Below are 14,372 nucleotides of genomic sequence, written 5' to 3' on the forward strand. Positions count from 1 at the left end.
TCCATCAAGGCTTGGCCGAGTAGGCCACATCAAACGTTTGTGCGCCCGACATTAAATTACGAATTACCTCTGGGATCGGTCGCTCTTCAAATAATATGGCGTGAATCGCGGAAACCAAGGGCATGTAGACGCCCATTTCATCAGCTTTCTTTTTTATCAGCCGAACAGTGTTTACGCCCTCGGCCACCTGACCGATTTCTGCGACAGCACGATCCAGGGGTTTGCCCTTACCTACCAAATAACCCACGCGATAATTGCGGCTGAGATCGGAAGAGCAAGTCAAAATTAAGTCGCCAACACCGGCTAGACCGATAAATGTCATGGGATCTGCACCCATCGCCTCGGCAAAGCGCATCATTTCGGCAAGGGAGCGGGTTATTAAAAGGCTAATGGTGTTTTGCCCGCGGTCCAGTGCTGCGGCCATGCCGGTTACTATCGCGTAAATATTTTTCAGGGCACCGGCCAGCTCTACTCCGAACACATCATTACTGGAATAAACCCGAAAGGTTTCCGAATGCAGGGCTGATTGGATATCTTTGCACAGGGCCTCATCTTCACTGGCAACTACTGTAGCTGTGTAGTGGCCCGCGACAATTTCCTTTGCGAAATTAGGCCCGCTCAGCACACCTACACGCATGCCAGTCGTTTCCTCGCGCAGGATATCGCTCATTAATTGGAAGTGATCGTGCTCAATACCCTTGGTAGTGGAGATCAGCATGGTGCCCGGCTTCAGTAGCGGCGCTACGCGGCGTACCACCTCGCGGAAAGATTTACTGGGAATTGCTACAAACACAATGTCACAGCCTTGCACAGCTTCGTGCAAGTCGCTGCTAATACAAAGCTCCGGGTGTAAAGCTACACCAGGTAGGTACTTACTGTTCTCCCGAGTTTCCCGGCAAGTTTCCGCGCTCTCCGAATCCCGCATCCACTGGCGGGTGTCGTGACCGTTCCCCGCTACGATATTGGCAATTGCGGTCCCGAAACTGCCGCCGCCCAATACGGCTATGGAGAGGGGGTTGGAAGTTTCCTTTTGCATAGTGATACCGATAAAGCTTCTCTCGTGGCCTGGGATTATAGAGGTATGACCCTCCAAGCCCAAAGGGTTCAATTTACGGGAATTTGTTCGTAAATTTGCAAAACAACACGGAAAAAACAGAAAACGGCCCTCTGCTTAACCACCCATCCAATAAACTGGTGGGCTGGTTACGCAGGGGCCGTACATCAAAAGCGCGCTGGCGCGTTGCAGATTTTAGCGCGCGGGATTTACAGGGCGAGCCCGTAAGCCATGGTTACTTAGCCGTGCATTTCCAGCAGAAGCGTATTCAGGCGGCGCACATAATCTGCCGGATCCGCCAACTGGTTACCTGCCGCCAGGTTAGCCTGGTCCATCAGGATATTGGTGAGATCCGCAAAGCGATCTTCATCCGCTTCCTGATCCAGACGCTGCACCAGCGGGTGGGACGGATTGATTTCAAAGATCGGCTTGGCATCTGGCAGGGCCTGGCCGGCTTGTTCCAGGATACGACGCATCTGCGGGCCCATATCCTGATCGCTCACTACCAGGCACGCCGGAGAATCCACCAGACGTGTAGTAGCGCGTACGGACTCAACGCGGCCTTCCAGAACGTCCTGTACCCGCTCAACCAGAGCACCGGACTCTTTCTCGACTTTTTCGCGTTCGGCCTTGTCTTCATCGCTCTCAGCTTCACCCAGATCCAGCGCACCTTTGGCGACATCTTGGAACTGCTTGCCGTCGAATTCGTTCATATGGCCCACGAACCACTCATCCACCTGGTCAGTGAGCAGCAGTACCTCGATACCCTTCTTGCGGAATACTTCCAGGTAGGGGCTGGATTTGGCTGTAGCGAAATTGTCGGCACACACATAGTAGATCGCCTTCTGGCCATCCTTCATGCGACCTACATATTCTTCCAGGGATTGATCCTGCTTCTCGGTATCGGTGTGGGTGCTGGCGAAGCGCAACAGCTTGGCGATTTTCTCTTTGTTGGAGAAATCTTCAGCTGGGCCTTCTTTCAGTACATTGCCGAACAGCTCCCAGAATTTCTGATACTCATCGCCATCTTTCTTCGCCAGCTTGTCCAGCATATCCAGTACACGCTTGGTTAGCGCGCTCTTGATCGCATCGGTATTGCGATCTTTCTGCAGGATTTCACGGGATACATTCAGCGGCAGGTCGTTGGAATCCAGAACACCTTTCACAAAGCGCAGGTACAGCGGCAGGAACTGCTCGGCATCGTCCATGATAAAGGTGCGCTGTACATACAGCTTGAGGCCACGAGCGGCATCGCGCTGGTACAGATCGAACGGTGCGCGTGCAGGAATGTAAAGCAGGCTGGTGTAATCCAGTTTGCCCTCTACGCGGTTGTGGCTCCAGGTTAAAGGGTCATCAAAGTCGTGAGAGATATGCTTGTAGAACTCCTTGTACTCCTCGGACTTCACTTCGGAGCGCGGGCGGGTCCACAGGGCCTGGGCAGCGTTTACCGCTTCAAACTCTGGCGCTTTCTCTTCTTTCGGCTCTTCACCTTCCTCCGCAGCCGGCATTTCCTCTTTCAGCATTTCCACCGGAATGGCGATGTGATCGGAGTACTTTTTAATGATGGAGCGCAGGCGCCAGTTATCGGCAAACTCCTTCGCTTCCTCTTTCAGGTGCAGAACCACTCGGGTGCCACGCTGGGGCCATTCAACGGTTTCCACGGAGTATTCCGCTTCACCGTGGCACTCCCAATGCACGCCCTGGTCAGCATTCAAACCGGCGCGACGGGTGAATACGTCGACTTTGTCAGCGACGATAAATGCTGAGTAGAAGCCCACACCGAACTGGCCGATCAGGTGCGCATCTTTTTTCTGGTCTCCGGTCAGCTGCTGCATAAATGCAGAGGTGCCAGAGCGGGCGATGGTGCCGAGGTTTTCGATTACTTCATCGCGGCTCATACCAATACCGTTATCGGTAATGGTGAGCGTGCCCTCTTCCTTGTCAAACTCAATACGAATGCGCAGGTCTGCATCTTCGCCCAGTAAATCGGGCTTGGACAGCGATTCAAAACGCAACTTGTCAGCGGCGTCAGAAGCATTGGATACCAGCTCGCGCAGGAAAATCTCCTTGTTGGAGTAGAGCGAGTGGATCATCAGGTGCAGTAGCTGCTTGGCTTCCGTCTGGAATCCATGGCTCTCTTTTTGGGCCTCAACGGTCATCTAGTAAGTCTCCCCATACACGTCAATCGGAACAGGGAGCAGATATGAGGCCCTTCTGGCAGGTTTCAAGGGGAGGGATAAGAGGTCCTCCAGCGGAGATTAACGATCTCCGCTGGTTTTTACTGTGGCAGAGTTGCCTTTGCCGGTAATATCGATCACGAAATTGGCGGTGAGATCGGAGATTACACGAGACTCCGCATTCATCAGGATAGCGATACCAATCTTCAACTTCTCTGAATAGGCCACCGCAGCGCGGAAACCGGCTACCCAACCCCCGTGATAAATAATACGGTCATCACCGATGGTATACAGACGCCAGCCCAGGCCGTAGCCGGCATGAGACAGGTAGTCCCGCCAGATACGATGGCGCATATGGCGCTGAGTAGCAACCCGCTCGGTGGTCATATCCTCAATCATCTCCGGGGACAGCACTTTTGGGTAATATCCCATTTGGGCCTTCAGCCATTGGGCCATATCGGAGATGCTGGCGTTAACGCCAGCTGCCGGAGCGGCAAAGTAATACTCTTTCTCTACCTTAACCGGGCGCCAGCCACTGCCGGTTTGTACATGGGGCGCAGCGCGGTTATCAGAGGCCATAAAGCTCTCCCAGCCCACCGAGGCATTCTGCATTTTCAGCGGCACAAAGATGCGCTGTTTAAGCTGGCTGGCAAAAGACACACCCGTTGCTTCAAAAATCACATCTTCAATCAGGCTGAATAGCACATTCTGGTAGCCGTAACATTTTCCCGGGGTACAGCGCGGATCAATATTGGCAAATTTCGGCAATATCTTACTGAGCGGCTTGTTGTCCTCAAGATAATTGTCGTACGCATTGGGAGTCAGGCCGGAAGAGTGGCTGAGCAAATGCTCTACCTGTAACTGCCGCGATAGGGTTGACGTTTTGAAGCTCAGATCCGGCACATAGTTGACTACCTTGTCACTCCAATTGAAGCGTTTTTCGTGCTCCAAAATGGTGGCCATGCTCGCCGCAAAGGTTTTTGAGACAGAAGCCAGGCGGAACACAGTGTCATTATCCACTTTGCCAGCCTTACCCCTGATCCGCACGCCATAGGTATCCATGGCGACCACGCGGTTTCCATCGACAATAACGTAAGCGCCCCCAGGAATTGACTTACCCGCCATCATCTGGCGAAAGTAGCGGTCAAATGCCTTGGCCCTGGCGTCAATATCCACTGCCCGCGCAGGCAGGGACAGCCCGCACAGAAGTAGTGCCGAGAGAAAAATACGCGCCTTCCCGGCACGTAGGTGGTAGACGATATTTGAAAGAATTGCAGGTCTCATACGCAAATCGAGCCGCCAAAGCAATCCGGTACTTGCAGATAAGACTAGCAGCCAGCGGGCAAAAACTCTATTTAGGCGCCACGCAGGACTGACTGCAGAATTCTAGTCGCTAATCTCAGACTCCGCGCGGACACCTATGCCAGTTCCATAAAGCAATACAATGGCACTTATATAAACGAAAAAACCGCCTCTCGGCGGTTTTTTCGTTGTGGGGATACCCCCACAGCGAGGGCCCTGAGCTTAAAGCTTTTCGGCGTTCTCGCTCAGGTAAGCCGCTACACCTTCCGGAGAAGCGTTCATACCCTTGTCGCCTTCCTGCCAACCAGCGGGGCAAACTTCGCCGTGCTCCTGGTGGAACGCCAGAGCGTCAACCATGCGCAGCATCTCGTCAACATTACGACCCAGCGGCAGGTCATTGACTACCTGGTGACGAACCATACCTTCCTCGTCAATCAGGAAAGAACCACGGAAAGCAACGCCAGCATCTGCTTCTACGTCGTACGCCTGGCAGATTTCGTGCTTAACATCAGCAACCAGGGTGTACTTAACCGGGCCAATACCACCGTCATTTACCGAGGTGTTACGCCATGCGTTATGAGAGAACTGGGAGTCGATGGAAACACCAATTACTTCAACGCCGCGCTTCTCGAACTCAGCAAAACGGTGGTCGAAAGCGATCAACTCAGAAGGACATACGAAGGTGAAGTCCAGCGGGTAGAAGAAAACTACTGCTTTCTTACCTTCAATTGCTTCTTTCAGGTTAAAAGTATCGACGATCTCGCCGTTACCCAATACCGCTGCAGCGGTGAAATCCGGAGCCGGCTTACCTACCAAAACTGCCATGAAAACCTCCTCAATCCAATGATGGGTTGTTGATAAAGAGTGAAGTGTTCAATTTATACGCAACAGCTATAAATCGAATAGGGATTAATAGTGGAGCGCTATGATACACACCCACCTATTACAGGCCCATAAATTTTTTAAATCAGCCTGATAGCAGAATGGCTATGCGTGAACTGAACCACAAAAGGGAAGGAATACCCATCATCAGGAGTAAAAAAAGATCAAAGTGACTAAATTACACTCTTTCTGAAATCTTATTGACACTCATTCTCAATTGCAATAGGATTTACATAAGTCTAATATTGAACAGAAATCGACCAGAGCCCACAACGATGTATGTATGTATCTGTAAAGGTATAACCGACCGCCAAATCAAAGAGGCAGTCTATGATGGCTCCACTTCTGTTAAGGCGTTGAGGCGCCAACTGGGTGTCTCCTCTCAGTGTGGCCGCTGTGCAGAACAGACCAAAGAGATCATCGACGAGACCATGAGCGGAGGAATGATTAACTCTGCCAACAACGGATTGTTTTACTCCGCCAACTGATTTCTTCTTTCGACCTGCGATCGCCCCCTTGGCGATCGCCACTCCACTTCTTCTCTCTCAATCTGCGCTCAATAGTCCGACTCTTCCATATGACCGCATGGCGCGCCCCAACGGCGGTGCAGCTGAAATTCAAAAGCGGTGCCAAAGTTTTCCCTGCTACGCACGTAAATATCGGCTCGATGCAAAGCCAACAGTCTTTTGGTGATTGCAAGCCCAAGTCCTCCCAGCCCACGGCTGCTTTTCTTGCTATTAGCAGCCCGATAGTGTGCGTCGAAGATATTAGGCAGGTCATCAACGGGAATCCCCATGCCACTATCCTTCACACTCACTGAGACCTGGTCACCGTGTGGCCGCAGCTGCACGATAATCTCATCACCCGAGCCACAGTGACGCAGGGCATTTTCTACCAGGTTGGAGAAAACCCGTTCCAGCTTTTCAATATCACCATAGACGACGATACTTGAATCCTGTGGTATTACCGCTGCGTGCACACCCTGCTCGAGCGCTTTTATAGTAAATTTTTGCAGTACGTCCTGAATTAATTCAGCCAGTACAACCCGCTCTATCTTCATCGGCACATCAGCACTTTCCAGGCATGCCAATTCAAACAGTTGCTCCACTAGCCGATTCACTTTCTTACTACTGCGATAAGCCGTTTCCACATAATGCCGGCTGTCATCCGGGTTTAGCTCTTCGCGCCGGATCAGCCAGGTTTCCAGGTACCCTTGTAACGATGAGAGCGGTGTACGCAGGTCATGAGAAATATGGGTCAGTAATTCACGACGCATTTCATCGATGGTCTTTATACTCTGATACTGCTGCTTTAACGATGTAGACAATTCATTGAAAGCACTTCCAAGGCGTTGAACCAAGTCATTCTCTTCAGTATTCCAGGAGGTTGATGGCAAATCCCCTTGCAGACCGGCAGCGCGAAAATGCTGCATATCTCTAGTGAGCTTTCGCAGAGGACGGGTAAGCAGTGCAAACACCCATAGGGAGGCAATCAAGCTGAGTATCAGGCATCCTAAAAAAACCGCTGCCACCCAGCGCAGCAGATGATTTTGCCAAACTCCCTGAACCACATCGTCAAATAGCTCACTGCCAATAATGACATACATGTAACCTAGCAGTTGGCCATCCCGCTCTACTGGAGCTGCGGAAAATACTTTTAGGCGCTCACTATCACGAGGGTCTGGGCCGTAAATTGTTCGCTGAATACCCGTCGATCTATCTAGAAATACCCGAATAGGGTCAAGGTCAATAAATTGACGCTTTATCTTTGCCGGCTCGGCGGAATAAGCAAGGACTTCGCCTTCAGGGCTCAACAGGTAGAATTCAAAGTTTGGCCCCAATACCATGAGGTCGTGAAATAGGTGATAAAGACCTTCTTTATCTGGCTGACCATCGACAAAAAGTGCATTTTGCTCTGCCAGATGTCGAGCTAAATCCCGGTGTAGGTTTTGCGCTACTTCACTCTGGTAGGCTGCAACTACACAGCCCATAAGCAACAAGAAAAACACCCCCACAACTATGAAACTACAAAGCAGCAACAGGATCAGGCGGCGATAAAAAGCATCACGCAATAATGGCATCATTGAATTTGTAGCCCACTCCCCAGACTGTCAGTACATATTCCGGTTGTGAAGGATTTTGCTCTAACTTGTTGCGCAGGCGATTGATATGGGAATTCACGGTATGCTCATAACCACTGTGTTGATAGCCCCAAACTGCATCCAGAATTTGCGTTCGCCGAAACACTCGACCAGGGTGACTTGCGAGATAATAGAGAAGGTCAAATTCCCGCGCAGTTAATTCCAGTGGCTGTAAGTCCAGCTTTACGAGCCGCCTGCTACAGTCGATATGCAAGCGACCACAGGTGATCATTTGGTTGTTTCTGCTACTTACTTGGGCATTGAATTCAGAGCGACGCAATAAGGCTTTTACCCGTGCCTGCATCTCACGCATACCGAACGGTTTAGATAGGTAGTCATCGGCACCCATCTCTAACCCTAATACCCGATCCAGTTCAGAGTTACGTGCGGTGAGCATCAGAATTGGAAGGGCGCTACCGACATCACGCAGGCGACGGCAAATCTCCACCCCATCCAGGCCCGGCAACGTCAGGTCCAACAGCAACAAATTGAATTTCTGGTTTAAGGCTCTCATCAGCCCCTGCTCACCGTTATCACAGGCGGTTACCGAATAACCTAAGCTCTCCAGATGCATGCACAACAATTGGAGTATGTCGTGATCATCCTCGATTATCAGAATACGCTTGTTCATGCGTGCCCCACCATTTCTGGCCTTCTTCCCCTGACAACTCCCCCAGAGGAGGAGTTGTACTCGGGTCTCAGGCTATTTGTCGCACCAGCAGCGTAATTGTTACTCTATTCGGGTAATACTCAGAAGCATGGCTGTTTGATCAAAGCGATGAGACTGATCCAAAGTCGATTCAGCATAACCATCTGCCCGACTGACAACCCCAGGGTGACGTGAAACAAAATTCACATCCTCCCGCTCTACGTTAAAACCCTCACCACCATCGGCGGGGCCTGGGATAGTACCCACCAGCTCGCTATTGAATTCAGTACCCGCATCATATATCGGAGCCAGGCGCTGTAAAGAATCACCCACCGCCAGGGATGACACATCAATTCGAGTAATACCGCTAAACGCATCATTGGTATTGACCAGCATGGTGGCAATCGTCAGCAGCACCTCTTCTTGTTCAGCAAATTCCAGGCTGAGGCTTTCACTGGCACCGGGACCAAGCGGTGCTTCCGCACTCATTGAAGCGAAACCGCCGGAATCCTCCAGTTCCATCCTGAATTCGCTATTGTCACCACCTTCAGCGAGCAACTCGAGACCAGCACTGGAGGGCTCACCAACGACCCAGCCATGCAAGGCACTATCGTGGGCCACTATTGCCACCGGCGACAGCGGCTGATTGTGGGTTAAATTGGTTACTGTTATCTCAAACCCCATAGTAACGGGGTCAGGGGCCGGTGCAGGATTATCTGTCGCGTTGGAGCGGCTGTTATTATCATTGCTACAGCCGGCCAGCAAGGCCGTGATGGCCAGAGGCAACAGTAAGGAGCCCAACTTGGTTTTATTCATAATGATTTCTCCCGTTGGCTTACTTACTGAACCGTTACAACAACCTTGGCTACTGGGTTAAGCCAGCGGTGAATGCGCGCATCCAGATCGCTGTTACCAGCATCCGGGTCGGTATCACCAACGTTGCCACGGTGAATATGAATCAGTTGGTTAACTTCTTCTGAGGTGACACCAGTACCTCCGACACCACCATTACCATCAGGGCTGGCTGGAATACCTGCAACAAAGGGTGCACCGCTGCCCTCAACAACTAACTCATTGTTAGCCTCGGTGCCGGCATCATAGGCATTGAGATATAGGGTATAGCTACCGGGTTCAGTAGGAATTTCCCAGGCATCGAGCCCAACAAAACCATCATTAGTTGGCAGCAACATGGCGGTGATAGACAAAAACCCATTACTGCCGGTGTCAAACGCCTCAATATCTACGCTGCTGCCAGGAGCCAGTAATCCCATTGTTTCCATATTGACTGCCCCCATTGCGCTGGCAGCGGCAGCAAGGCCGCTGATATCTCCGCCTTCGGCCATCATCTGCAGTTCTGGGCTCGCACCGGAGCCAACTTCAAACAGATGAAACTCATCAACATGGGCTGAAACCAGCAGCGGTGTGAAATAGATGCCGTGGGTAAGATTCGTAACGACTACTGAAGTGGTTTGTGCCTGAACTCCCGTCGCCATAGCGGCCAATGCCAAGGTGCCGAGAATGGATTTTATTTTCATAGCTATCCCCAAAATCTGAGCTTTTATAAGTAAAGGGCCAAACAGCCTCCTTTAAGCTAAGGGGGAAATATCCAATATTGATCACCGAATCATCACATTTTTATCACAGGTGCTCGGCACGCTTTGCATTTAGGCTCGACGCATAGATTATCTCCTGTGGGAGAGGAAAACTGCTTAGTATTGCCATTAATTCTATAGGTACTTAAAACCGGTTGATTTCACCCTCCATGATCAAAACGATAACAACCTGAAATTAGCGACTGGCGACAGCATTAGCGGTATGGGCTCTACGGCATAAGAGAAAAATTCTGGCACCTTCGCAGCAGGATACAAGCACAATCTCAGGCAGTTAGTGCTACTGGGTACCTATAGGGTGGCAATTACACTGATATAGCCCTGCAGTAAAAAGTTAATCAATCTATATATACGTATTTTACTTATTGCCCTACTCACCCCCACCGGTCAGTGATCTCATCCTAGTGAATAATGTCACTTCACGATAAGTTGGTAGGAACTTCTCTCAACTTTACACTCCTGCCTGTGAAAGCAGCCCTGACATTCGAATATTTGAATTCCATATTCTACTGCGCTCTATTACACCAAGCCCGCGCACTGGCCATGCCGCCTTAAGCCCTTCTTCTAGCATACGGATTAATTCGGGATCAATTAACATTAAGGCAAAAGTTAATACCAGGTCCGAGCGCCTCTACCTAGTTTGCCCCCTTATAAATTACGCTGCATATTTTACTATTTATCGAATTACACTTTCCTGAAAATCGCATTTCTTTTCTAATTGGCCTATCGCCTTAATCAACTTTTATTTATATCTGCAACTAAGTATCTCCCACATATGCAACCTAAACAGGAATCATTTTCGTTGCGATTTTCGGCTAAATTAATGTTTAAACCCTTGTTTTTCCTGCATTCTGCAACAAATATTTTTCCTTGACTTGCCGCAAATCGCAACGCAAACTCGGCCCGGATTGCAGTTGCCACCCTAAAATAATATGTGGGAAAACGGTCAGCCGCAGACTTTAGTGACTAAACCTATTTAGTAACTTTTTATTTCTACTTATCAGCGACTAACAATTAGGAATTCTCTGCTGGCCATATTGAGCTCGCAGGGCCACAGGAGCAAAAGCTATGAAGGGCGATCCCAAGGTTATCGAACATTTAAACAAAGTGCTCGGCAATGAGCTTGTGGCAATCAACCAGTACTTTCTGCATGCTCGCATGTACGACAACTGGGGGTTAAAAGAGCTTGGCAAGCAGGAATACCACGAATCCATCGATGAAATGAAACACGCCGATTGGCTGATCGAGCGTATTCTTTTCCTGGAGGGTATTCCGAATCTACAGCACCTGGGTAAATTACTAATCGGTGAAAACACCGAGGAAATGCTCAAGTGTGATTTAAAAATCGAATCCAAAGCCATTCCCGATTTACGTGAAGCTATCGCTTACTGCGAATCAGTACGCGATTATGGCAGCCGCGAGCTACTGGAAAAAATCCTTGAGTCTGAGGAAGAGCACGTAGATTGGTTGGAAACCCAACTGGAGTTGATCGACAAAGTTGGCATTCAAAACTACCTGCAAACTCAAATGGAAACTGCAGCCGGCCACTCAGGCAAGTAATTAAAGTCTTCTCACAGGCATAAAAAAACCGCAGTTTCCGCTGCGGTTTTTTTTCTCACAATGCACTGTCGCTTTCGCCAGACAGAAACATTGGAACAAAAGCGAAAGTTAACCTTCGCCTTCGCCCTCCGCTGACGCCTCATCAATCAAGGTTTTCAGCTCGCCGTTCTCGTACATCTCCATAATGATGTCACAGCCACCAATCAACTCTCCTTTTACCCACAGCTGAGGGAAAGTCGGCCAGTTGGCATATTTCGGCAATTCGGCACGAATATCCGGGTTAGATAGGATATCCACATAAGCAAAGCGCTTACCGCAGGCCATCATCGCCTGGGAAGCACGCATGGAAAAGCCGCACTGGGGGGCGTTAGGGCTACCTTTCATGTAAAGCAGGATGGCGTTGTCAGCAATCTGCTGTTTGATGTTCTCCAGTGTATCCATAAGCTTGAGAAACCTCAGGTGGTAGAAGCAAAAAATGATCGTGTGTTCCGCATCGGCACCCAGCCATTGCGCACGGGCCGGTATTGTACCCCAGCGCAGGGAGGAATAAGTACCCACAGCCCAGCTCGAAGCAAAAAAACGCCATGTCTTACCTGAAATATCGCCCGCTTGGCTATCTCAAATGGATAGCACACGCGACACAAAGCTTGTGGTAGTATTGTCAAATCCGTAATAGATGCGGAATGAACACACCAATACAAAATTTTCTGCGGCAAAGATTTTGAAGCCGATGACCTGGAATTAAGGAGAACCCGCAGTGAGCACCCCCACACTGATGGACAACTATGGCGAGAGAACCCTGACACTGGTCAGGGGGGAAGGCAACTATGTGTGGGATAATGAGGGTCGACGATACCTGGACGCTATTTCCGGCATCGCCGTATGCGGCTTGGGACACTGCCATCCTAAGGTAACCGAGGCCATTCAGGACCAGGCCAATACCCTGTTGCACGTCTCCAACCTATATAACATTCCGGCACAGCAGCAGCTGGCCGATCGACTGGTATATATGTCGGGCATGGACAACGTATTCTTTTCCAACTCCGGGGCGGAGGCCAACGAGGCCGCAATCAAGTTAGCGCGTAAACTTGGCAACGAACGCGGACTATCAACACCGCGCATTATTGTGATGGAGGGGGCTTTCCACGGCCGTACCCTCGCGACCCTCACAGCAACAGGCAATGAAAAAGTCCAACAGGGTTTTGCCCCCCTGCCAGAGGGTTTTTTAAGGGTCCCGTTTAATAATATTGACGCAGTTACACACCTGGCCGAACAGTATGACGATATCGTCGCCGTGCTGGTGGAGCCGATTCAGGGCGAGGGCGGAATCCGTGTACCCGCTGCAGATTACCTGCCAAAACTACGCATGCTATGTGACCAACATGACTGGCTGCTAATGCTGGATGAAATACAGACTGGCAACGGCCGTAGCGGCAGGATGTTTGCCTACCAGCACGCGGGTATAGTCCCGGACGTACTGACCACAGCCAAAGGACTGGGAAACGGGGTACCTATCGGCGCTTGCCTGGCCCGAGGGAAAGCTGCAAGCCTGTTTACCGCCGGCAGTCACGGCTCCACCTTTGGCGGTAACCCTTTAGCTTGTCGCGCCAGCCTCGCAGTATTGGAAGCACTGGAAAGTGAGTGGTTACTTGAACGTGCCGAAAAGCTTGGCACACAGCTAATGCAGTCTCTGCAACTGCAACTACAAGACTGCCCTGCAGTGTTGGAAATTCGCGGTCTCGGCCTGATGATCGGTATAGAGCTGGAACATCCTTGCTCAGAACTGGTTGAGCAGGCCCGAGCATATGGAATCCTGATTAACGTGACAGCAGGCAATGTACTCCGACTATTACCACCTCTCACCCTCACCGACGCCGAGTGCCAGCAGTTGGCAGGTGATATCAGCACCTTGATTCAACAATTTGCGCTGCAAGCAGTCTGAAGCACCAATTAAGGAGAGCAGCTTATGGCAACCAGACATTTCCTCACCCTAATGGATCTGTCCTCAGAGGAACTAAAACAAATTATTGAGCGCGCAATCGAGCTAAAAACACTGCGCAGCCAGGGCATAACCACTGACCTTTTCCGGGGTAAGGTACTGGGAATGATTTTTGAAAAATCTTCCACCCGTACACGGGTCTCCTTCGAGGCCGGTATGGCGCAAATGGGCGGCAGCGCCCTATTCCTGTCACCGCGGGATACCCAACTTGGACGCGGAGAACCCATTGAGGACAGTGCGCGGGTGATTTCACGCATGGTAGATATGGTGATGATCCGCACATTTGGCCATAAGACTCTGGAGCTCTTTGCCGCCCATTCACGGGTACCAGTCATTAATGCCCTGTCTGACAGTTATCACCCCTGCCAGCTTCTCGCCGATATCCAGACTTTTGTCGAGCATCGAGGCAGCCCCTCGGGCAAGGTGGTAGCCTGGGTAGGCGATGGCAATAACATGTGCCACTCCTACATCAATGCCGCTCGCCTGTGCGACTTTGAGCTGCGGATCGCCTGCCCCCAAGGCTATGAACCGGATGCCGAAATAGTCGCCGCCGCTGGCGACCGGGTAAAAGTTGTGCACAACCCTGTAGAGGCGGTGCGTACAGCCGATTGGGTTAGCACTGATGTCTGGGCCTCGATGGGACAGGAAACGGAACAGCAGGTACGCACCAAGGCTTTTGACAACTTCCAGGTAAACCATGAACTGATGAGCTACGCCAAAAGCAACGCAGTTTTTATGCACTGCCTGCCTGCCCATCGCGGCGAGGAAGTAAGTGCCGAGCTGCTGGAAGATGAAAGCATCTCCGTTGTCTGGGACGAAGCAGAGAATCGCTTACATGCACAGAAAGCATTGATGGAGTTTCTTCAGGAGTACAGCGCCTGAGTATTTTTTGCGCCGGCCGGTTGCGCATCATTTCGCAATACCGGCCACCTTGAACAACCATCCACTGCCACCAATCGACCGGAAATGCCCAGCCACTTTATCTCGGTCCCTGTCACG

At 50.8% G+C, this 14,372-nt stretch carries 13 protein-coding genes; 4 read left to right on the forward strand and 9 right to left on the reverse strand.

Annotation, left to right across the window (positions count from 1 at the left end; all coding sequences use genetic code 11):
* Nucleotides 1–4: 4 nt before the first annotated feature.
* From ACJJI7_RS00855 to ACJJI7_RS00870, 4 genes are all read right to left on the reverse strand, one after another.
* Nucleotides 5–1,036 (reverse strand): NAD(P)H-dependent glycerol-3-phosphate dehydrogenase, encoded by a 1,032-nt coding sequence (locus ACJJI7_RS00855; protein ID WP_444901141.1) that lies wholly within the window; start codon nt 1,034–1,036, stop codon nt 5–7.
* A 257-nt stretch (nt 1,037–1,293) separates the two neighbouring features.
* Complete coding sequence (gene htpG / locus ACJJI7_RS00860) at nt 1,294–3,213, reverse strand: molecular chaperone HtpG (RefSeq protein ID WP_020412728.1); 1,920 nt, start codon at nt 3,211–3,213, stop codon at nt 1,294–1,296.
* A 99-nt stretch (nt 3,214–3,312) separates the two neighbouring features.
* The gene (locus ACJJI7_RS00865; protein WP_020412727.1) at nt 3,313–4,515 is read right to left on the reverse strand and encodes a serine hydrolase domain-containing protein; all 1,203 of its coding nucleotides are present in this window, start codon (nt 4,513–4,515) and stop codon (nt 3,313–3,315) included.
* Nucleotides 4,516–4,755: 240 nt separating this feature from the next.
* Nucleotides 4,756–5,358, reverse strand: a complete 603-nt coding sequence (locus tag ACJJI7_RS00870; RefSeq protein ID WP_020412726.1) for a peroxiredoxin — start codon at nt 5,356–5,358, stop codon at nt 4,756–4,758.
* A gap of 332 nt (nt 5,359–5,690) precedes the next feature.
* Between ACJJI7_RS00870 and ACJJI7_RS00875 the strand changes: the two genes are divergently transcribed.
* Nucleotides 5,691–5,903 (forward strand): bacterioferritin-associated ferredoxin, encoded by a 213-nt coding sequence (locus ACJJI7_RS00875; protein ID WP_020412725.1) that lies wholly within the window; start codon nt 5,691–5,693, stop codon nt 5,901–5,903.
* Between the two features lie 68 nt (nt 5,904–5,971).
* On the opposite strand, the gene ACJJI7_RS00880 is transcribed toward ACJJI7_RS00875, so the two are convergent.
* The 4 genes from ACJJI7_RS00880 to ACJJI7_RS00895 all read right to left on the reverse strand — a co-directional run bounded on the left by ACJJI7_RS00880 (nt 5,972) and on the right by ACJJI7_RS00895 (nt 9,739).
* Complete coding sequence (locus tag ACJJI7_RS00880) at nt 5,972–7,498, reverse strand: sensor histidine kinase (protein WP_282952719.1); 1,527 nt, start codon at nt 7,496–7,498, stop codon at nt 5,972–5,974.
* A complete protein-coding gene (locus tag ACJJI7_RS00885) occupies nt 7,479–8,186 on the reverse strand; it encodes a response regulator transcription factor (RefSeq protein WP_282952718.1) in 708 nt (235 codons plus the stop codon). Before ACJJI7_RS00885 ends, ACJJI7_RS00880 begins: the two co-directional genes overlap by 20 nt.
* Before the next feature lie 99 nt (nt 8,187–8,285).
* Complete coding sequence (locus ACJJI7_RS00890) at nt 8,286–9,020, reverse strand: spondin domain-containing protein (protein WP_282952717.1); 735 nt, start codon at nt 9,018–9,020, stop codon at nt 8,286–8,288.
* 23 nt (nt 9,021–9,043) lie between these two features.
* Entirely contained in the window at nt 9,044–9,739 is a 696-nt protein-coding gene (locus tag ACJJI7_RS00895) for a spondin domain-containing protein (protein WP_020412721.1), read from the reverse strand.
* Between the two features lie 1,143 nt (nt 9,740–10,882).
* On the opposite strand from ACJJI7_RS00895, the gene bfr reads away from it, so the two are divergent.
* The gene (gene bfr, locus ACJJI7_RS00900) at nt 10,883–11,374 is read left to right on the forward strand and encodes a bacterioferritin (RefSeq protein ID WP_020412720.1); all 492 of its coding nucleotides are present in this window, start codon (nt 10,883–10,885) and stop codon (nt 11,372–11,374) included.
* A gap of 108 nt (nt 11,375–11,482) precedes the next feature.
* On the opposite strand, the gene grxD is transcribed toward bfr, so the two are convergent.
* Complete coding sequence (gene grxD / locus ACJJI7_RS00905; RefSeq protein ID WP_026305012.1) at nt 11,483–11,815, reverse strand: Grx4 family monothiol glutaredoxin; 333 nt, start codon at nt 11,813–11,815, stop codon at nt 11,483–11,485.
* 316 nt (nt 11,816–12,131) lie between these two features.
* On the opposite strand from grxD, the gene ACJJI7_RS00910 reads away from it, so the two are divergent.
* Together ACJJI7_RS00910 and argF are read left to right on the forward strand one after the other, a co-directional pair.
* Nucleotides 12,132–13,316, forward strand: a complete 1,185-nt coding sequence (locus ACJJI7_RS00910; RefSeq protein WP_020412718.1) for an aspartate aminotransferase family protein — start codon at nt 12,132–12,134, stop codon at nt 13,314–13,316.
* Nucleotides 13,317–13,340: 24 nt separating this feature from the next.
* Nucleotides 13,341–14,255 (forward strand): ornithine carbamoyltransferase, encoded by a 915-nt coding sequence (gene argF / locus ACJJI7_RS00915; protein ID WP_020412717.1) that lies wholly within the window; start codon nt 13,341–13,343, stop codon nt 14,253–14,255.
* Nucleotides 14,256–14,372: the final 117 nt, after the last annotated feature.

The sequence above is a fragment of the Microbulbifer variabilis genome (genome assembly GCF_056232115.1).

Bases quoted from the DNA above. Each gene is read 5' to 3' on its own strand.
- ACJJI7_RS00855 (WP_444901141.1), bottom strand. From the start codon at position 1,036: ATGCAAAAGGAAACTTCCAACCCCCTCTCCATAGCCGTATTGGGCGGC.
- htpG (WP_020412728.1), bottom strand. From the start codon at position 3,213: ATGACCGTTGAGGCCCAAAAAGAGAGCCATGGATTCCAGACGGAAGCC.
- ACJJI7_RS00865 (WP_020412727.1), bottom strand. From the start codon at position 4,515: ATGAGACCTGCAATTCTTTCAAATATCGTCTACCACCTACGTGCCGGG.
- ACJJI7_RS00870 (WP_020412726.1), bottom strand. From the start codon at position 5,358: ATGGCAGTTTTGGTAGGTAAGCCGGCTCCGGATTTCACCGCTGCAGCG.
- ACJJI7_RS00875 (WP_020412725.1), top strand. From the start codon at position 5,691: ATGTATGTATGTATCTGTAAAGGTATAACCGACCGCCAAATCAAAGAG.
- ACJJI7_RS00880 (WP_282952719.1), bottom strand. From the start codon at position 7,498: ATGATGCCATTATTGCGTGATGCTTTTTATCGCCGCCTGATCCTGTTG.
- ACJJI7_RS00885 (WP_282952718.1), bottom strand. From the start codon at position 8,186: ATGAACAAGCGTATTCTGATAATCGAGGATGATCACGACATACTCCAA.
- ACJJI7_RS00890 (WP_282952717.1), bottom strand. From the start codon at position 9,020: ATGAATAAAACCAAGTTGGGCTCCTTACTGTTGCCTCTGGCCATCACG.
- ACJJI7_RS00895 (WP_020412721.1), bottom strand. From the start codon at position 9,739: ATGAAAATAAAATCCATTCTCGGCACCTTGGCATTGGCCGCTATGGCG.
- bfr (WP_020412720.1), top strand. From the start codon at position 10,883: ATGAAGGGCGATCCCAAGGTTATCGAACATTTAAACAAAGTGCTCGGC.
- grxD (WP_026305012.1), bottom strand. From the start codon at position 11,815: ATGGATACACTGGAGAACATCAAACAGCAGATTGCTGACAACGCCATC.
- argF (WP_020412717.1), top strand. From the start codon at position 13,341: ATGGCAACCAGACATTTCCTCACCCTAATGGATCTGTCCTCAGAGGAA.